The organism is Acinetobacter sp. YH16052 (assembly GCF_013417155.1).
Taxonomy (GTDB): domain Bacteria; phylum Pseudomonadota; class Gammaproteobacteria; order Pseudomonadales; family Moraxellaceae; genus Acinetobacter.
Genome location: NZ_VPEO01000022.1, coordinates 1 through 19,000 on the forward strand (window position 1 = coordinate 1; position 19,000 = coordinate 19,000).

14 protein-coding genes are annotated in these 19,000 nt (G+C 44.4%); 9 read left to right on the forward strand and 5 right to left on the reverse strand.

Features of this window, described 5'->3' with window-relative positions; translation table 11 throughout:
* Nucleotides 1–173: 173 nt before the first annotated feature.
* From FTV42_RS13115 to FTV42_RS13125, 4 genes are all read right to left on the reverse strand, one after another.
* Entirely contained in the window at nucleotides 174–1,316 is a 1,143-nt protein-coding gene (locus FTV42_RS13115) for a Shedu immune nuclease family protein (RefSeq protein WP_180039022.1), read from the reverse strand.
* Nucleotides 1,317–1,423: 107 nt separating this feature from the next.
* On the reverse strand, nucleotides 1,424–2,707 hold the full coding sequence (locus FTV42_RS13120; protein WP_004645882.1) for a ribonucleotide-diphosphate reductase subunit beta: 1,284 nt from the start codon (nucleotides 2,705–2,707) through the stop codon (nucleotides 1,424–1,426).
* A gap of 141 nt (nucleotides 2,708–2,848) precedes the next feature.
* Nucleotides 2,849–2,977 (reverse strand): hypothetical protein, encoded by a 129-nt coding sequence (locus FTV42_RS17630; RefSeq protein ID WP_004645881.1) that lies wholly within the window; start codon nucleotides 2,975–2,977, stop codon nucleotides 2,849–2,851.
* Between the two features lie 510 nt (nucleotides 2,978–3,487).
* Complete coding sequence (locus FTV42_RS13125) at nucleotides 3,488–6,313, reverse strand: ribonucleoside-diphosphate reductase subunit alpha (RefSeq protein WP_180039023.1); 2,826 nt, start codon at nucleotides 6,311–6,313, stop codon at nucleotides 3,488–3,490.
* 567 nt (nucleotides 6,314–6,880) lie between these two features.
* On the opposite strand from FTV42_RS13125, the gene bfmR reads away from it, so the two are divergent.
* Both bfmR and bfmS read left to right on the forward strand, forming a co-directional pair.
* Nucleotides 6,881–7,597, forward strand: a complete 717-nt coding sequence (gene bfmR / locus FTV42_RS13130) for a response regulator transcription factor BfmR (protein WP_004280782.1) — start codon at nucleotides 6,881–6,883, stop codon at nucleotides 7,595–7,597.
* Between the two features lie 42 nt (nucleotides 7,598–7,639).
* Nucleotides 7,640–9,313, forward strand: coding sequence for a sensor histidine kinase BfmS (gene bfmS, locus FTV42_RS13135; protein ID WP_180039024.1), 1,674 nt, complete (start codon nucleotides 7,640–7,642; stop codon nucleotides 9,311–9,313).
* 66 nt (nucleotides 9,314–9,379) lie between these two features.
* Here bfmS and FTV42_RS13140 read toward each other — a convergent pair whose 3' ends face one another.
* The gene (locus FTV42_RS13140) at nucleotides 9,380–9,736 is read right to left on the reverse strand and encodes a hypothetical protein (protein ID WP_180039025.1); all 357 of its coding nucleotides are present in this window, start codon (nucleotides 9,734–9,736) and stop codon (nucleotides 9,380–9,382) included.
* A 572-nt stretch (nucleotides 9,737–10,308) separates the two neighbouring features.
* Between FTV42_RS13140 and ndhC the strand changes: the two genes are divergently transcribed.
* From ndhC to nuoH, 7 genes are all read left to right on the forward strand, one after another.
* Nucleotides 10,309–10,854, forward strand: a complete 546-nt coding sequence (ndhC, locus tag FTV42_RS13145; RefSeq protein WP_044111083.1) for an NADH-quinone oxidoreductase subunit A — start codon at nucleotides 10,309–10,311, stop codon at nucleotides 10,852–10,854.
* A gap of 6 nt (nucleotides 10,855–10,860) precedes the next feature.
* Nucleotides 10,861–11,541 carry an NADH-quinone oxidoreductase subunit B family protein gene (locus FTV42_RS13150; protein ID WP_004280778.1) on the forward strand — a complete coding sequence of 227 codons (681 nt, stop codon included), beginning with the start codon at nucleotides 10,861–10,863 and terminating at the stop codon, nucleotides 11,539–11,541.
* 91 nt (nucleotides 11,542–11,632) lie between these two features.
* Nucleotides 11,633–13,420 carry an NADH-quinone oxidoreductase subunit C/D gene (gene nuoC / locus FTV42_RS13155; RefSeq protein WP_004732074.1) on the forward strand — a complete coding sequence of 596 codons (1,788 nt, stop codon included), beginning with the start codon at nucleotides 11,633–11,635 and terminating at the stop codon, nucleotides 13,418–13,420.
* Between the two features lie 14 nt (nucleotides 13,421–13,434).
* Nucleotides 13,435–13,944 carry an NADH-quinone oxidoreductase subunit NuoE gene (gene nuoE, locus FTV42_RS13160; protein WP_004280775.1) on the forward strand — a complete coding sequence of 170 codons (510 nt, stop codon included), beginning with the start codon at nucleotides 13,435–13,437 and terminating at the stop codon, nucleotides 13,942–13,944.
* On the forward strand, nucleotides 13,941–15,272 hold the full coding sequence (gene nuoF / locus FTV42_RS13165; protein WP_180039026.1) for an NADH-quinone oxidoreductase subunit NuoF: 1,332 nt from the start codon (nucleotides 13,941–13,943) through the stop codon (nucleotides 15,270–15,272). Before nuoE ends, nuoF begins: the two co-directional genes overlap by 4 nt.
* Before the next feature lie 11 nt (nucleotides 15,273–15,283).
* Nucleotides 15,284–17,962, forward strand: coding sequence for an NADH-quinone oxidoreductase subunit NuoG (nuoG, locus tag FTV42_RS13170; protein WP_180039027.1), 2,679 nt, complete (start codon nucleotides 15,284–15,286; stop codon nucleotides 17,960–17,962).
* Nucleotides 17,963–17,965: 3 nt separating this feature from the next.
* Entirely contained in the window at nucleotides 17,966–18,982 is a 1,017-nt protein-coding gene (gene nuoH / locus FTV42_RS13175) for an NADH-quinone oxidoreductase subunit NuoH (RefSeq protein ID WP_004280772.1), read from the forward strand.
* Nucleotides 18,983–19,000 lie beyond the last annotated feature (18 nt).

Genomic DNA, 19,000 nt, shown 5'->3' on the forward strand with positions numbered 1-19,000 from the left:
ACTTTCAACTTTTGCCAGTGTTGATCTGTCAGCATGGTACGAGGCATAGCGAATAGTAAAATTGGGTTTGGCGATTTGATTTTACTACTTCGCTATTTTTTTAAGCTAAAAGTGTCAACACACCCTAATATATTTTTTATTTTATTGAAAACTTATTCTAGATAAAGCCCTAACTATTGATGATGTTCAACAATAAACTTCGCTCGATCATAAAGTTCATCAAAGGTAATAATTTCTATATTTCTTAAGTCACGACGAAATAACTCAAATGTTCGAATTTTTAAGTTCTGTATATATTCACTATCTGACTCAATTTCGCTCCAACAACCAATTATAAGAATAGCTTTAGGATCATAAGCACCTTGTTGAATTCTTTTCCCTTTACTGCAAAAACCTGCATTATTTGTTTCAAATTTAGTTTGGGCGCAAATTTTTTGTGCGAGAATCTGACTATGGGCTTCATATAAGTCATTGGAAATGCGCCAACAATTACCTCGCAGTTTTTGTGATTTAAATAGGGGGGTATTTGGTCGTTTTATTTCGACAAAAGTAGTGAATCTATTATCAGCCATTACGTAATCAACAATAACGGAATTTGAGCCGTCGAGATTTGATGGGTTTAAATGTGCTTCACGTTGTAAGATTTTGTTGAATCTGTAATCTAAGCCATATCCAAAAATCCATTCATTTTTCTCAAAAAAATGTTGCCAAGTTTTCTCTTCAGAAAAACTTGTTAGTTGATTGGTTATTTGATATTCAGTGATAGCATCAGGTTCATAAAGTAGTTTCTCAAAAACATCTAACTGTTGTTTTCTGTACCCTGTATTTACTATGTCTTGACAAGTTATTAGTCCATTATTTAGAAAACTTGTTAATAGCTCAGCTTGATCTTTGTTCTCCAGTGTTGATTGAATTAGTTGAGATATAGAGTTCTTTGTATCGGTTTTAGATATCTGATTTAAAGAAATTTTTCTTTGGTCAATATCTTTAATATCTAGAGAAGATATTAATTCTAAGAAATTTATAATATTGGTGATTGTTACTTTACTGAAAGTGAGTGTTTCAACTTCTTTTGTTCTATCAAATTTTGTGATTTTGAAACTATTAATATTATTTTTGACGCACGTGATTTGAAATTTTAGACGATGAGTTGTCTGAATATCTAGAGTGTCTGTTTCATCAATATAAGTGGTTAGAAATCTTAAATTTTGTTTATGAATATGATTGTAGAGGGTATTGATAAGAGAAGTTTGGGCGATTTCAACATCTCGTGGTAAAAAGAGAAAGTCTTCTTCTAGTGTATACATTGTTGTCATAATTCATCTCTAGTATTTGATTTATATAGAAATATTTTTTTAATTTGAGTCGCAATAAAAAAGGGAGGGATTAACCCTCCCTTTTTAGAAATAAATCTAAAAAAGCCTTACCAGCTTAACGCACCGCCAGTTTGGTAATCTGTTACGCGCGTCTCGAAGAAATTCTTCTCTTTACGCAAGTCCATCATCTCTGACATCCACTGGAACGGGTTGTTCACACCAGCAAACTGTTCAGGCAAACCCAACTGCGCCAGACGACGGTTCGCAATAAACTTCAGGTATTCTTCCATCATGCCAGCGTTCATGCCAAGTACACCGCGTGGCATGGTGTCACGTGCGTATTCGATTTCAAGCATCGTACCTTCAAGAATCATCTGGATGATTTCTTCCTGGAATTCAGTGGTCCATAAACCTGGGTTTTCGATCTTGATCTGATTGATCATGTCGATACCGAAGTTCAGGTGCATAGACTCATCACGCAGGATGTACTGGAATTGCTCGGCAACACCATTCATCTTGTTACGACGGCCCATCGACAGGATCTGGCTGAAACCGCAGTAGAAGAAGATACCTTCAAGTACACAGTAGAACGCGATCAGGTTGCGAAGCAGGATCTGGTCATTTTCAGGTGTACCAGTTTTGAAAGTAGGATCACTTAAAGACTGAGTATATTTCAGGCCCCACGCCGCTTTACGTGCCACTGACGGAACTTCGCGGTACATGTTGAAGACTTCGCCTTCATCCATACCTAACGACTCGATACAGTACTGGTAAGCGTGTGTGTGAATCGCTTCTTCAAATGCCTGACGCAAGATGTACTGACGGCATTCAGGGTTGGTAATGTGACGGTAAATCGCCAGTACCAGATTGTTTGCAACCAGTGAATCGGCAGTCGAGAAGAAACCAAGTGAACGCATCACAATGGTACGTTCATCTTCAGTCAAGCCATTTTCAGACTTCCACAGCGCAATGTCGTGGTTCATGTTGACTTCTTGCGGCATCCAGTGGTTTGCACATCCGTCCAGATACTTCTGCCAAGCCCATTCGTATTTGAATGGAACAAGCTGGTTCAAGTCTGCACGACAGTTGATCATCGCCTTGTCGTCAACCTGTACACGCTGTGCACCCATTTCAAGCTCTTCAAGGCCTGGAGCAACATCAAGCTGCTCTAGGGAAGCAGATGCTCTTGCCAGCGAATCGGTCGGATTTGATCCTCGGTTTTGAGTGGCTCTAAGGGGTTGTGCAGCTGCCACATCCGGCGATGCGTTGCCTGCATCAGATACCATCTGTGAATTAGTCGCTTTTTGCGGCTCGACGGGCGCAGGCTGCTGTTCAGGTGCAGCCGGTTTTTGCGAATCATCTTCGAAATCGTCCCAACTTAGGATAGACATATCAATTCTCTCTACGTTGCTTTATATCTTTTATGAGACATTCAGCTTGGCTGAGATGTCTTACTATACGCTTAATTTGTGTAAGCAAAATTAAGTTTTGTCGATGAATGCTCTAGTTTTATACAAGAGCAATGATCCCCACTACTTATTTTGCTTACGCTGCTGGCGAACTTTGAACCAGAAGTAAGCAATGGGTAAATAAAAGGTAATACCAAAGGAAATCAGCAATGCCGCAAGTCCTAACATGTAGTTATGAGTCATATGAGGCATTGAGGTTTCCTTTTATTTAAATTGAGAGGCTTTTCAACCTCTCATTGTGTTACCAAAAACTTAATTGATTTGGGTAACTGCGACAGTGTGCACAAACATTTTCCCACCGATTAAATCGGTATCTAACATAAGCGCGAACACTAACGCCTTGAGGATAAGTACAATTACTCATCGGTCAGCTCCTAATTACAAAATGGAGCTTTCAGAGGAGTGACTCACACTCTAAATTTTGCTAAAGTAGTCAGCGTTAAGTCCGCTAAAATTTAACACAGATTACCTTTGTTACTTTCTAGAGTGTTGCTAAACCTCTGAAAGCTTGGGTTTTCAAATCAATGGTCTGTCACTTGTGATAGGCCATTTTTTATTGCTTAAAATTTATAAAACTCTTATGTCCGCACCTCCTTTTTTAATTTCATTCAGTTTGGAATCCCCCTAAATCCCCCTTTAAAAAGGGGGACTTTCTCCCTCCTTTATTAAAGGAGGGTCGGGGAGGATTTAAAACCTGTCAGATTACTGACAAGCTTCACAATCAGGATTGTCAATTGAACATGCCATTGGCACTGGCGCCGCTTGAGCAAAACCTTCTTCCTCTGCAGGAGCTTCAGGTTTTTGCGCTTCAACCACCGGAGCTACTGCCGCAACAGTTGCAGGTTTAACTGCATTCAATGCGCCAGTGTTAATGGTTGATTTCTCGGCAGAAGTCGCACCCAATGCACGAAGGTAATAAGTCGTCTTAAGACCACGTAACCAAGCCATCTTGTAAGTGATGTCCAGTTTCTTACCGTTTGCACCAGCGATGTAAAGGTTAAGAGACTGAGCCTGATCGATCCATTTTTGACGACGTGATGCAGCATCCACGATCCAGCGTGTATCAACTTCAAATGCAGTCGCGAAAATGGCTTTAAGCTCTTCAGGAATACGGGAAATCTTCTGAACAGAACCTTCGAAGTGTTTCAGGTCGTTGACCATTACTGCATCCCAAAGACCACGTTCTTTCAACGCACGTACCAGGTACGGGTTAATCACGGTAAATTCGCCAGACAGGTTTGATTTCACATACAAGTTCTGGAAGGTTGGCTCGATTGACTGAGACACGCCACAGATGTTTGAAATCGTTGCTGTTGGTGCAATCGCCATCACGTTCGAGTTACGCATACCGTCTTTTTGAACTTTGGCACGTAACGTGTCCCAGTCCAGACGTTGAGTGCGGTCGACTTCGAACATGCGTTCTGGACGAGTTTTCGCAACCAGATCAAGCGAGTCGATTGGCAGGATACCTTGATCCCACAATGAACCTTTGAATGTTTCGTATGTACCACGTTCAACAGCCAAATCGCTAGATGTTGAAATCGCGTAGTACGAAATCACTTCCATCGATTCATCAGCAAATTCAACCGCAGCATCAGAACCATACGCCAGGTTCATTTCGTATAGTGCATCCTGGAAGCCCATGATACCCATACCCACTGGACGGTGTTTCAGGTTCGAGTTGCGCGCTTGCGGAACAGCGTAGTAGTTGATGTCGATCACGTTGTCGAGCATACGAACGGCTGTTTTAACTGTACGCGCCAGTTTTTCGCGATCAAGAACACCACCTTGAACGTGTTGTACCAGGTTGATTGAACCCAAGTTACATACTGCGATTTCTTCTTTGCTGGTGTTCAGCGTGATTTCTGTACACAGGTTAGAAGAGTGAACCACGCCTACGTGTTGCTGTGGTGAACGCAGGTTACATACGTCTTTGAATGTGATCCACGGGTGACCAGTTTCAAACAGCATAGACAGCATTTTGCGCCACAAATCTTTTGCACGGATTTTCTTGTGCAACATGTTTGTTTCTTTGGCAATCGCTTCGTAGTGCGCATAACGCTCAGCGAATTCTGCACCGGTCAAATCATGCAGATCAGGCGTTTCAGAAGGCGTGAATAAAGTCCATTCTGCATCTTCGAATACACGTTGCATGAACAGGTCAGGAACCCAGTTCGCAGTGTTCATGTCATGGGTACGACGACGGTCATCACCAGTGTTCTTACGCAGTTCAAGGAATTCTTCGATGTCGAGGTGCCAAGTTTCTAAGTATGCACAAACTGCACCTTTACGCTTGCCGCCCTGGTTCACCGCAACAGCTGTATCGTTCGCCACTTTCAGGAACGGAACAACACCTTGCGACTTACCATTTGTACCTTTGATGTATGAGTTCAAGGCACGAACTGGCGTCCAGTCATTACCTAAACCGCCTGCCCATTTAGACAGCATTGCGTTATCACGCATTGCGCCATAAATGTCATACAGGTCATCATCAATCGTAGTCAAGTAGCAGCTAGACAATTGTGGACGTAACGTACCTGAGTTAAACAGGGTAGGCGTCGAAGCCATGTAGTCGAAGCTAGACAATAAGTTATAGAATTCGATTGCACGGTCTTCACGGTTTTCTTCATTGAGCGACAAGCCCATAGAAACACGCATAAAGAACAATTGCGGAAGTTCGAAACGTACACCATCTGAATGGATGAAGTAACGGTCAAATAAGGTTTGCAGACCCAGGTAAGTAAACTGGTTAGAACGTTCCGGTTGAATCGCAGCAGCCAGTTTCGCCAGGTCAAAGTTCAACAATTCTGGAGAAAGCAGCTCAAGCTCAATCCCTTTTTTCAGGTAAGTTTCCAGCGCATCGCCTTCAACTGTATCTACAGGTAGACCCAGGAATTTCAAACCAGTCGCAACCAGGTCATCACGCAATAAACGTGCAGTCACATACGTATAGTTAGGCTCTTGCTCGATACGGGTACGGGTCGCCATCATCATCGTGGTCGAGATGTCAGACTCTTTTACGCCGTTGTACAAGTTTTTCACAGTCTCATCGACAATGGCTTGTACATCAATCCCTTCAAGGCCTTCTGCTGCTTTAGTAACATGCGCAGTTAAAGCACTTAAATCTAGTGGCTTGAGTTTGCCTTCAGCATCGGTAATTTGCAGGGTCGGGTGATGATGAGCACCTAACTGTTTACGGGCTTCAGAACGTTGTTCACGGTAAATGACATAAGAGCGTGCAACTTTCTGTTCGCCCGTACGCATTAGCGCAAGTTCAACTTGGTCTTGAATTTCTTCAATATGAATCGTTCCGCCAGAAGGTAAACGACGTTTAAAGGTATTTAATACCATTTCCGTCAGTTGCTCGATACGATCATGGATCCGGCTCGAGTCAGCGCTTTGTTGGCCTTCAACCGCCAAAAACGCTTTACCAATTGCGACAGAAATTTTTTCTGCATCAAAAGCGGCAACATCACCGGTGCGTTTAATCACCTGAAGTTGACCAGGAGTTGAAGTGATTACGCTCATGTTAGCATAGCTCCGTTGTCATCTATTTTTATGTTTATAGACCGTTTGAACTGGGCAAAATTCATGCCACAGTGTTTGAGGAATAAACACAAGACCTAGTGGTTTTAAAATTAATTGAACACAAGATACGGGAAAATTTAGGGTAGATCAATATTGACATTTAGCTAAATATTTTTCTTAAGTTGTGCTTTAATCCTTGTAAAAATATCGCTATTTTTATTGATTTTTGTATAAGCCTTATCAGGCAAGGCATAGCATAACAAAGTCAAAAGAAAGTGCTTATAGATAACACTGTGGATAACTAAAAAGTGCTAAATCAAGCAGTCATATTTTGTCCATGTAATAGTTGTGTAAATCGCAAATCAGATCTAAGCCACTGTTTCAAGCATAATTGTCCAAAAAATGCACGATAAAATATTACAAAATGCTATCTTGATGTATCAGTTTGGTGAACGCTATCTTGTTTACAATGTAAACGTGTGTATATTGCAAGCATATTAAAAACGTATCTATTGGATTTCAAAAGGATACGCCTATAGCGTAGATCCACCAAATAAGGGGCAATACATGAGCCAAGAAGAAAAGTTACCCAAGATTTTAATTGTTGAAGATGATGAGCGTCTTGCTCGTTTAACACAAGAATACCTCATCCGTAATGGTCTTGAGGTTGGGGTAGAGCCGGATGGCAACCGTGCTATTCGTCGTATTATTGCTGAGCAACCAGACATGGTGGTTCTAGATGTCATGTTGCCAGGTGCTGATGGTTTGACCATCTGTCGTGAAGTGCGTCCACATTACCATCAACCGATTTTGATGTTGACTGCGCGTACTGAAGACATGGATCAGGTTTTGGGTCTGGAAATGGGTGCAGATGACTATGTCGCTAAACCAGTTCAGCCGCGTGTATTGCTGGCGCGTATCCGTGCATTGTTGCGTCGTACTGACAAGGTGCCTGAAGATGAAGTGGCACAGCGCATCGAATTTGATGATCTGGTCATCGACAATGGCGGCCGTTCAGTGACCTTAAATGGCGATCTGGTTGATTTTACCAGTGCAGAATATGACCTGTTATGGTTACTTGCATCGAATGCTGGCCGTATTCTCTCGCGCGAAGATATTTTCGAGCGTTTACGTGGTATCGAATATGATGGTCAAGACCGTTCAATCGATGTGCGTATTTCTCGTATCCGTCCAAAAATCGGTGACGATCCAGAAAATCCGAAGCGTATTAAAACAGTACGTAGTAAGGGTTATCTTTTTGTTAAAGAGACCAATGGTCTTTAAGCAAATGTGGTTTGTTGCTTGAACAAGCAGGATAAATTATAGGTGTTTAAACACAGTATATTTTTGCGTATATACGCAGGACTCGTCATTCTTGTCGTCTTGGTGGCGGTGTTCGGCTATTTGTTGGTACAGATTATCAACTATCAGCGTGCGCAAGAATATCGCGAATCCCTGACTGATGGTATGGCATATATCATCAGTGAGGGGGTTGCACGCCAGCCAAATCTCCAGCAAAAAATGGATTGGGTTTCTGATGCCTCCGATTTGCTGGAATTGCCCATTCACTATGTAGAAGCCAGCAAGGTCGACATTACCCGTGCTGAAGGGCGCCGTATTGCCGAACGAAAAGCGGTGGTGCGTTGGGACGCCGAATCGGGTATTGCCTATATTGTAGTTGGGCTGCGCGATGACCCGGGTCATTACCTTTATATTAAGGCCGACAGTATTACTGAGCGCCAGATGAAGGCCTTACCAGTCTTTATCCTGGATTATCTGGTCTACTATCCAGGTCAGGAAAAAGAATACCTGGCTCGTATTCAGGATTATTTTTCTTATCCGGTTTCCATCGAAAACGTCCAGAATCTACCTTTGGACTCCGAGCAAATCGGACGTCTGCGTCTGGACCATAGCATCATTTTATACCGCGACAATGCCTCTATTCGTGGTACCACGATTTCAATTATTTCACCGATTCCTGGTTCGACTTCGCAAGTATTGGTCATGGGGCCGGTATCCTTGTTTAACTGGATGCCATTCCAGTTGGCGACCGGTATTACCTTATTAAGCCTTTTTGTGTTGAGTCTGGGTGTTTATGGTCTTCTGGTTCCGATGCAGCGTAAGTTGCGTGAAGTCAGCTACGCCTTAAACAAAATGAAATCGGGTAACATGTCATTACGTCTTCCTGTGGAAGGTAGTGATGAGATGTCTACACTGGCGTCTAGCTATAACAATATGTCAGATCATATCCAGCGTTTGATCGAAGCACAGCGTGAGTTGATGCGTGCGGTGTCGCATGAGTTGCGTACACCGGTGGCGCGAATCCGCTTTGGTGTGGAAATGATGGCAGATGAAGATGACTACGATTATCGTCTGCAACAGGTGGAGCAGATTGATAAAGATATTGAAGCGCTGAATACCTTGATTGATGAGATCATGACCTATGCCAAACTGGAACAGGGCATGCCGTCGATTGAGTTTGAGCAAATCGATCTGTATGACGTACTGAATCAGGTGGCACAAGAAACTGAAGCGCTGAAAACCCAGAAAATCATCGAATTACATCCAATGCCTGTTGCGGTCACAGTAGAGGCGGAGCGTCGTTATCTGCATCGTGTAATTCAGAATCTGGTCGGCAATGCTGTACGTTATTGCGATAATAAAATCTTGATTAGCGGCGGTCTGGATCAGGATGGTCAGGCCTATGTTTGCGTTGAAGATGACGGGCCGGGGATTCCAGAAATAGATCGTGCCCGCATTTTTGATGCCTTTGCCCGACTGGATGATAGCCGTACCCGTGCGTCGGGTGGTTATGGTTTAGGTTTGTCGATTGTCAGCCGGATTGCGTACTGGTTTGGTGGCACGATTCAGGTGGATCAAAGTCCGACGCTGGGTGGTGCGCGTTTTACCATGACCTGGCCGGCACAACGTTATGTCAAGAAGAGTAAGCGCAAAATGCTGGAAAAAAAGCCAGAGGAAGCGAGTGATCATTTAGCTTGATATTGTGTAAATGATTTTGGTCATAAAAAAACGATGCATCAGCATCGTTTTTTATTGGAAGAGATTTTATTCCTGAATGGTCGCATCAGGTTCAATGAGTGATTTGCCCTCTTTTAAGCTTTGTAGCGCTTCAGGATTAAAGTCGATCAACAGTTTGGTATTTTTCGCATCGACGTTATAGCGTTGAATCAGTTTCTGGTCACCAGATAACGTTTCGACTTTATATTCGTCAGCGATATTCATAATGCCATCCAGATTGATGCTGGAAGAAGCGTGGTCCTCTTGAAAAAGTGCATGGATGTCACGTAAGTCAAAAGCGGCCTGGCTTATATTAGGATTTTTCTGGATGTAATTTTCTATATGGCGAACCAGTAATTGAGCAAATAAAAAATAATTCGGCTTATGCGAAAAGCGTAGAGACATGCAAGGACTCCTTATTGTTACTTTATTAATGTCATGATGTGGTTTAGAAATAGAAATAACATATTCTGAATCAGTCCGTTGAGCATGTTGCAAAAAGACACAATTGCCAATCTAAGATTAGCAAGTGGCTATAGGGGTCAAATCAGCAGTTAAATGTAAAAAATCACATTAAATCTCAAGTTAAATCAAATGGTTTGAAAGGAAAAATAGTTGTTAAAATAAGTTTTTATCCGATTTAACTTGGATTCAATAGTGAAAAGGACTATATCTAAATGGGTGGGCGAGAAAAGCAGCTCATCGATCAGCCTATTTTCTGCTAGCGCTATTTATAGAAAAATTAATAGATAATTAAAATTTAATTTGGGAAAACGATTAAAACGAATTCTGAATGATTAAAGTCAAATTAAATGCTGAAATGTCTAAAAAATCATCCCAAAGACTAAGGTTTATAAACTAGCAAGTGAAATCCAAAATCAGGTACAATTGGCGGGATTAATTTTGTGTTTGGTGTATTTGAAGGCCAATACATACATTCTTTGTTAACAAATAGGCCTGCCAGGAGTTATCCCCGCATGAGTGCTATTACTCCATACGAATGGGCAATTATTGCCTTCGTGATCGGCGTTACATTTTTATGCGTCTTTATGCTGACTGTCCCATTACTCCTCGGGGGTAAATCATGGGGCCGTGCCAAGCAGGAGCAGTTTGAGTCAGGTGTAGTTAGCGCAGGTGGAGCTCGTATCCGCTTGTCTGCAAAGTTCTATTTAGTTGCAATTTTCTTCGTGGTGTTTGATTTAGAAGCACTTTATCTATATGCATGGGCGGTTTCTGTTCGTGAAGTAGGTTGGATTGGTTTTGCAACTGCAGCTATCTTTATCATAGTTTTACTTGTTGGTTTGATTTACGAATTATCGACAGGCGCACTCAATTGGGCACCTTCAGACAGACGTAAGGCAGCAGGAATTAAAGCTAAGATTGGTTCGCCAAATATGGATCTTGCAGAAATTACGCGCTTCAACTCGGTTGAAGAATTGGTGATGGATCCAACGGGTCAAATCCCGGCTCAATCATCTGGTTTTGTGAAAAAGTCACAAACTCAATTATCTGATAAGGAGTAAGACGGGATGAAATATACATTAACCCGTGCGAATCCGAATGCTGATCAATATCCACTTCAGGAACGTATTGTTGTAGAAGATCCGTTGCTAGAAGAAGAAGTGAATAAAAATGTATTCATGACTCGCTTAGAGGATGTGGTACATACAGCAGTCAACTGGGGTCGTAAAAACTCAGTTTGGCCATTTAACTTTGGTACATCTTGCTGCTACGTGGAATATGCAACGACCTTGACCGGCGTGCATGACTTGTCACGTTTTGGTGCCGAGGTTATCCGTGCTTCACCGCGTCAGGCGGACTTAATGATTGTGGCGGGTACTTGCTTCGTAAAAATGGCGCCAGTAATTCAGCGTTTGTACGAACAGATGCTTGAACCGAAATGGGTCATTTCAATGGGTGCATGTGCTAACTCAGGTGGTATGTACGATATTTATTCAGTCGTACAAGGTGTGGATAAAATTATCCCGGTCGATGTGTATATTCCAGGTTGCCCACCACGTCCTGAAGCTTTGATTCAGGCATTGATGCTGTTGCAAGACCAGATTCAACTAGAGCGTCGTCCGCTTTCTGCGGTGATCGGTGATGATCTTAAGCCAGTGTATAAGCCAAAGATGATGCCGGAACGTGACCGTAAGAAAGACCAGCGTGTTGCTGTGAAGAACTTACGCTCTATGGATGAAATTAAATAATTTAAACGACAGGTTGTTTTGTTGTGCACCCGCTATGGGTGTAGTTGTCGTTTAGGTTGACTGAATTTGTATTAAATAGGAAGCCAAGCCAATGGCTGAAACTGACATTGCTATGCCAGAATCAACGCCTGTTGATTCACGCCCAGCATTTGCCATCATTGAAGAACTCAAAACCAAATTTGGTGAGAACTTCTTTGTGCAAACGACTTTCGAGGATTTCCCGACAGTCTGGGTTGAGCGCGCACGTGTACAAGAAGTTTTAATGTTCTTGCGTACAGTGTCACGTCCTTACGTGATGTTGTTCGACCTGTCAGCGGTAGATGAGCGTCTGCGTACGCACCGCGACGGTTTACCTGCGTCTGACTTCACCGTGTTCTATCACTTGTTGTCGCTCGAGCGTAATACTGACATTCGTATTAAAGTTGCCTTAGCTGAAAGCGATTTGAATCTTCCAACGGCAACCAATATCTGGCCAAATGCCAACTGGTACGAACGTGAAGCTTACGATATGTTCGGGATCAATTTCGAAGGGCATCCAATGCTCCGTCGTATCTTGTTGCCAACCTATTGGGAAGGTCATCCGCTACGTAAAGAATATTCTGCACGTGCGACTGAATATACGCCGTATTTGCAAGATAAAGCCAAACAGGACTACGAACAGGAACATCTTCGTTTCGTCCCTGAAGATTGGGGTATGAAGCGCGGCAATGCCGATGAAGACTTCATGTTCCTGAACTTGGGTCCGAACCATCCATCTGCGCACGGTGCCTTCCGTGTGATTTTGCAGTTGGACGGTGAAGAAGTGAAAGACTGTGTGCCTGATATCGGTTATCACCACCGTGGTGTGGAAAAGATGGCTGAACGTCAAACCTGGCATTCATTCATTCCATATACAGACCGTGTTGACTACTTAGGTGGTTGTGCGCAAAACATGCCTTACGTGCTTGGCGTAGAGCAAATGGCCGGTATTACTGTACCTGACCGTGCGCAATGTATCCGCGTGATGATGTCTGAACTGTTCCGTATCAATAACCACTTGCTGTTCATTGGTACTGCGATTCAGGATGCCGGCGGTATGACGCCAGTCTTCTACATGTTTGCTGACCGTCAAAAAATCTATGACGCGATTGAAGCGATCACCGGTTACCGTATGCATCCAGCATGGTTCCGTATTGGTGGTACCGCACATGACCTTCCAAACAACTGGCAGCACCTGATCCGTGAAATCCTGGATTGGATGCCGAAACGTTTGAAGGAATACCATACTGCAGCGCTGAAAAACTCGGTATTTGTGGGTCGTACCCGTAATGTTGCGCAATACGATGCAAAATCTGCATTGGCTTGGGGTGTAACAGGTACAGGTCTACGCGCTACAGGTATCGACTTTGACGTACGTAAATACCGTCCATATAGCGGTTATGAAAATTACGACTTCGAAGTACCGGTTGAGTACGAAGGCGATGCCTATGCACGTGTCATCGTTCACTACCGTGAAATCGAAGAATCACTGAAAATTATCAAACAATGTTTAGATAATATGCCGTCTGGTGCGTACAAAGCAGACCATCCACTGGCTGTTCCACCACCAAAAGACAAGACATTACAAGATATTGAAACCTTGATTACGCACTTCCTGAGCGTATCTTGGGGTCCTGTAATGCCGGCGGGTGAAGCATCTGTGATGGCGGAAGTGGTGAAAGGCGCGTCGAACTACTACTTGACTTCAGACAAGTCAACCATGAGTTACCGTACCCGTATCCGTACACCAACCTTCACGCATTTACAGCAAATGCCTTCTGTGATTAACGGCAGCCTAATGTCTGACTTAATCATTTATTTAGCGACCATTGACGTCGTAATGGCTGACGTGGATCGCTAAGGGGTAAACGCATTATGATGATTTTGACTGATAAAAAGCCACGTGTGAATGTTGAAGGAATTTTGACTGCGGACGAAATTCACGATATCGAACATCACATGGGGCACTACCCATACCCACGTGCAGCGTGTCTAGATGCGCTGAAGTGTGTACAACGCCGTAATGGCTGGGTAGATGATGCGCAAATGAATGCCATCGCACAAATGCTGAGCATGAGCGTTGCAGACCTTGAAGGTGTGGCAACGTTCTATAACCGTATTTACCGTCAGCCGGTCGGTCGTCACGTAATTTTATTATGTGATTCGATTGCGTGTTTCTTGATGGGTGCGGAAACTTTGGCAGAAGCATTCCAGCGCGAATTAGGCATTCAGTTTGGTCAAACGACTGCAGATGGTCGTTTCACTTTGCTGCCAATTTGCTGTCTGGGCAACTGTGACAAAGGTCCAACCTTAATGATTGATGAAGACACGCACGGTCTGGTTGAAGTGACTTCGGTGAAACAGCTGTTGGAGAAGTATGTATGAATACTGAACCAAAACCAATTTATGGCGACGGTAACCCGGAAACGCATCCATTAACATGGCGTTTAAGCAAGCAGGCCAACGTTCGTAATGCTGATGATTACGAAGCGCTGGAAGGTTATGCAGGCTTTAAAAAAGCCCTGTCTATGTCGCCTAAAGATGTATTGGAAGTGGTTAAGGCAGCGACTGTTAAAGGTCGTGGTGGTGCAGGCTTCCCGGCAGGCATTAAATGGTCACTTATGGCGCCAAATGACAACTCGGGTCCACGTTACCTGATTTGTAATGCCGATGAGATGGAACCAGGTACCTTTAAAGACCGTTTGTTGATGGAAGATCTTCCGCATCAATTGATCGAAGGGATGCTGATTGCGGGTTATACGCTTGAAGCAACACACGGTTATATCTTTATCCGTGGCGAGTACATTGAAGCTGCTCAGTACTTAAATGAAGCACTTGAGCAAGTTCGTGCCAAAGGTTACTTAGGGGATAACATCCTCGGTACAGGCTGGAACTTCGAGTTACACGTGCATACCGGTGCGGGTCGTTATATCTGCGGTGAAGAAACTGCATTGATTAACTCGCTAGAAGGTCGCCGTGCCAACCCGCGTACCAAACCGCCATTCCCGCAAGTTGCAGGTGCTTGGGGTCGTCCTACGATTGTTAACAACGTAGAGACTTACAACAACTTACCAGCCATCATGCTGCGTGGTCCTGAATGGTATATCAACTTGTCTGCGGGTAAGTCGAAAGATCCAGGCACCAAGATTTATGGTGCATCAGGTAAGGTGAAATTCCCGGGTCTATGGGAGCTTCCATTTGGTACAACAGCACGTGAAGTGATTGAAGACCATGCGGGTGGTATGCGTGACGGCTTAAAGCTGAAAGCATGGTTACCGGGTGGTGCATCAACTGACTTCTTGGCTGCCGAGCATATTGATCTTCCTATGGATGCGGAAAGCATCATGAAAGCAGGTTCGCGTTTAGGAACTTGCTTATTGATGGTGGTAGATGAAGCCCAATGTATGGTTTCAGCGACACGTAACCTAGAAGAATTCTTTGCACGCGAATCATGTGGTTTCTGTACGCCTTGCCGTGATGGCTTACCTTGGGCTGTGAAAGCGCTGAAAGCACTGGAAGATGGCACAGGTAAGAAAGAAGATATCGATCACTTACAAGAACTGACTCGTAAGCTTTGGATTGGTAAAACTTTCTGTGCCCACGCACCGGGTGCAATGGAGCCGCTTATGGGCGCACTCAAATATTTCCGTGGCGAATTTGAAGCGAAGGTTGTGAATGCCGCCGCTCAAACCAGCAACGTAGAACAAGCTTAAGGAATTCGACTATGGCTACAATTCATGTCGATGGCAAATCGTATGAAGTCAACGGCTCGGAAAACTTGCTACAAGCATGTTTGAGTCTTGGCATTGATATCCCATATTTTTGTTGGCATCCATCCTTAGGTTCTGTCGGTTCTTGCCGTCAATGTGCCGTGACTCAGTACGCGAATCCAGAAGATACGCGTGGCCGTTTAGTCATGTCATGTATGACGCCAGCATCTGACAATACCTACATCTCGATTGAAGACAAAGAAGCCAAAGATTTCCGTGCTTCGATTGTTGAATTCTTGATGACCAACCATCCGCACGACTGTCCAGTCTGTGAAGAAGGGGGTCACTGTCATTTACAAGATATGACTGTAATGACGCAGCATGACCGTCGTCGCTACCGTTTCACGAAGCGTACCCATTACAACCAGGAGCTTGGCTCATTCATTTCTCACGAAATGAACCGTTGTATCGCGTGTTACCGTTGTGTGCGTTATTACAAAGACTACGCAGGTGGTACGGACTTCGGCGTGTATGCCAATGCATCACGTGTGTACTTCGGTCGTCCTGAATCAGGTACTTTAGAGTCTGAATTCTCGGGCAACCTGACTGAAGTATGTCCAACAGGTGTATTCACCGACAAAACTCATTCGGCTCGCTACAACCGTAAATGGGACATGCACTATGCGCCAAGCGTATGCCAAGGCTGTTCTTCAGGTTGTAACATCTCTCCGGGTGAGCGTTATGGCGAACTTCGCCGCGTAGAAAACCGTTATAACGGTGAAGTCAACCAGTACTTCCTATGCGACAAAGGCCGTTTCGGTACAGGTTATGTGAACCGTGAGGACCGTCCGCGTCAACCACAATTCCGTCAAGGTGCAACTGTTGAAACTGTTTCAGTGGATGCAGCACTAGACACGGTCATTGCAAATATCCAGGGCAAAAAAGTATTGGGTATTGGTTCACCGCGTGCATCACTTGAATCAAACTTCGCACTTCGTGAGTTGGTGGGTCAAGAGAACTTCTCAACAGGTCTATCTCAAAAAGAACAGAATCTGGTTGAGTTGGCAGCTTCTATCATGCAAACCGAGGGTGTTTACAACCCGAACATGCGTGAAATTGAAAGCTACGATGCTGTGTTAATTTTGGGTGAAGACCTCACACAAACTGCGCCACGTATGGCTTTATCTGTTCGCCAGGCTGCGAAAAATAAAGGCAAAGAGATGGCGGCAGAGCGCCGTACGCAAGAATGGTTAGCTGAGCCGGTACAACGTATTGCCCAAGATGCAAAATCTCCGATTTACATCCTGGCTGCGACACAAACCCGTTTGTCTGATGTTGCTGAAGGCGAAGTGGTTGCTTCTCCAAACGACATCGCGCGTTTAGGTTTTGCGGTTGCTGCAGCAGTTGCTGGTGAAACGATTCTTGGTTTAGATGACGATGCCAAAGCATTTGCACAAACCATTGCGGACACTTTAAAAGCTGCGAAGAAACCACTGATTATCTCGGGTACAAGCTTGCAAGATCCTGCCATTATGGAAGCTGCTGCACAAGTTGCACAGAATCTGGGTAATGCAGGTCTGACTTTGACGGTTCCTGAAGTGAACTCGATGGGTATGGCAATCTTTGGTGGTCAAAGCCTAGAGCAAGCATTTGCACAAGATTACGATACTGTGATTGTGGTTGAAAACGACCTTTACCGTCGTCTTCCTGCTGCACAGGTCGATGCTGCACTTGCAGGTAAAGATGTGATCGTACTGGATCACTCTGAAACTGCAACAGTGAAAAAAGCCGACATCGTACTTTCTGCTGCATCGTTTGCTGAAGGTGATGGTACTGTCGTTTCTCAAGAAGGCCGTGCACAACGTTTCTACCAAGTGTATGACCCAAGCTACTACAATCCTGAATTGGCGATCAAGGAATCTTGGCGCTGGTTACACGCTCTGGAAACAGGCGTAAAAGGCAAAGCGATTTCTTGGACTTTACTGGATGATGTGATCGAGTCAGTGGCGAAAAACGTTCCTGCGCTTGAAGGCATTCTGGATGTTGCACCTGATGCGGGCTTCCGTGTTCATGGCTTGAAAGTGGCACGTGAACCACGTCGTTACTCAGGTCGTACTTCAATGCGTTCGCCATTGTCTGTACATGAGCCGAAACAGCCTACAGATAAAGACTCCGCATTAACATTCTCGATGGAAGGTTATGTCGGAGATCAGACTCCATCTCCACTGGTTCCATTTGCATGGTCTGCAGGCTGGAACTCGCCACAAGCTTGGAACAAGTTCCAGGAAACTGTGGGTGGTTCACTGAAAGGTGGTGATTCAGGCGTTCGTTTATTCGACCGTTTGGCAAAACGTCCGGCACGTACATTCGTTGCACCGGCACCTGTTCTGGTCAATGCTGAAAGCTTCCGTCTAGTACCGATGCACCATATTTTTGGTTCAGGTGAATTTACCATCAAAACACCAGCGATGGAAACACGTATTCCTGAAGCGGTATTTGCAGTGGGTGAGCAGGATGCAGCGCGCCTGAATGTTCAAGATGGTCAGACAATCACGGTGAAAGCAGGTGAGACGTCAATCGTTCTTCCAGTTCAAGTGATTGAATATTTACCGACAGGTTATATTGGCTACCCAATTGGTCTGGCACCGACGGTATCTCTTGCAGAGCCTGTTTCAGTCGCGGTAGGAGTGTAATTCATGGAACAAGAATTAATCCGTCAAACGCCGCTGTGGGCTGAAAACTGGCCAATTGCCTATTCAGTCATTCAAGCGATTGTGATCTTGCTGGTTGTAGTACTGATCGCTGCGTTGATGTCTTTTATTGAACGTCGTTTACTCGGCTTGTGGCAAGACCGTTACGGTCCGAACCGTGTTGGTCCGGGTGGTATGTTCCAGATTGTTGCCGACATGCTGAAAATCATGTTCAAGGAAGACTGGACACCTAAGTTTGCTGACAAATTGACTTTCCGTATGGCGCCAGCAGTTGCGATGGCAACTGCGGTGCTGTCGTTCATGGTTATTCCTGTATCACCTTATTTAGGTGTAGCAGACATGAACATCGGCCTGTTGTTCTTTATGGCAATGGCGGGTATTGCAGTTTATGCAGTCCTATTCGGTGGCTGGTCATCAAACAACAAATATGCCTTACTGGGTGGTTTACGTTCTGCGGCTCAGACCATTTCTTATGAAGTGTTCTTGGGTATCTCGTTGATGGGTGTGGTGGCAATTGCCGGCTCATTCAACATGCGTGAAATCGTTGAAGCGCAAAAAGATGTTTGGTTTGTAATTCCCCAGTTCCTGGGTTTCTTGATCTTCGTGGTTGCGGGTGTTGCGGTAACGCATCGTCATCCATTTGACCAACCAGAAGCAGAACAGGAACTGGCAGAAGGTTACCATGTTGAATACGGCGGTATGAAGTGGGGGATGTTCTTCGTTGCGGAATACGTCAACGTGGTACTGATCTCTGCATTGATCGTGACGTTATTCTTCGGTGGCTGGCTTGCGCCATTCAACCTTGATATTCCGTTCCTTCCAGCAGCATTCTGGTTCATTATCAAAACAGCATTCTTTGTAATGATGTTTGTACTGGCGCGTGGTTCATTAATGCGTCCACGTTATGACCAGGTGATGAACTTTGGTTGGAAAATTTGCTTGCCATTGGCGTTGGTTAACCTTTTGGTAACTGGTGCTGTGATTCTGATGAATCAGGCCTAAGACAGCAGGGAGAACAAA

Excerpts from the sequence above, each read along its gene's own strand:
- FTV42_RS13115 (WP_180039022.1), bottom strand. The coding sequence starts at position 1,316 with ATGACAACAATGTATACACTAGAAGAAGACTTTCTCTTTTTACCACGA.
- FTV42_RS13120 (WP_004645882.1), bottom strand. The coding sequence starts at position 2,707 with ATGTCTATCCTAAGTTGGGACGATTTCGAAGATGATTCGCAAAAACCG.
- FTV42_RS17630 (WP_004645881.1), bottom strand. The coding sequence starts at position 2,977 with ATGCCTCATATGACTCATAACTACATGTTAGGACTTGCGGCATTGCTG.
- FTV42_RS13125 (WP_180039023.1), bottom strand. The coding sequence starts at position 6,313 with ATGAGCGTAATCACTTCAACTCCTGGTCAACTTCAGGTGATTAAACGC.
- bfmR (WP_004280782.1), top strand. The coding sequence starts at position 6,881 with ATGAGCCAAGAAGAAAAGTTACCCAAGATTTTAATTGTTGAAGATGAT.
- FTV42_RS13140 (WP_180039025.1), bottom strand. The coding sequence starts at position 9,736 with ATGTCTCTACGCTTTTCGCATAAGCCGAATTATTTTTTATTTGCTCAA.
- ndhC (WP_044111083.1), top strand. The coding sequence starts at position 10,309 with ATGAGTGCTATTACTCCATACGAATGGGCAATTATTGCCTTCGTGATC.
- FTV42_RS13150 (WP_004280778.1), top strand. The coding sequence starts at position 10,861 with ATGAAATATACATTAACCCGTGCGAATCCGAATGCTGATCAATATCCA.
- nuoC (WP_004732074.1), top strand. The coding sequence starts at position 11,633 with ATGGCTGAAACTGACATTGCTATGCCAGAATCAACGCCTGTTGATTCA.
- nuoE (WP_004280775.1), top strand. The coding sequence starts at position 13,435 with ATGATGATTTTGACTGATAAAAAGCCACGTGTGAATGTTGAAGGAATT.
- nuoF (WP_180039026.1), top strand. The coding sequence starts at position 13,941 with ATGAATACTGAACCAAAACCAATTTATGGCGACGGTAACCCGGAAACG.
- nuoG (WP_180039027.1), top strand. The coding sequence starts at position 15,284 with ATGGCTACAATTCATGTCGATGGCAAATCGTATGAAGTCAACGGCTCG.
- nuoH (WP_004280772.1), top strand. The coding sequence starts at position 17,966 with ATGGAACAAGAATTAATCCGTCAAACGCCGCTGTGGGCTGAAAACTGG.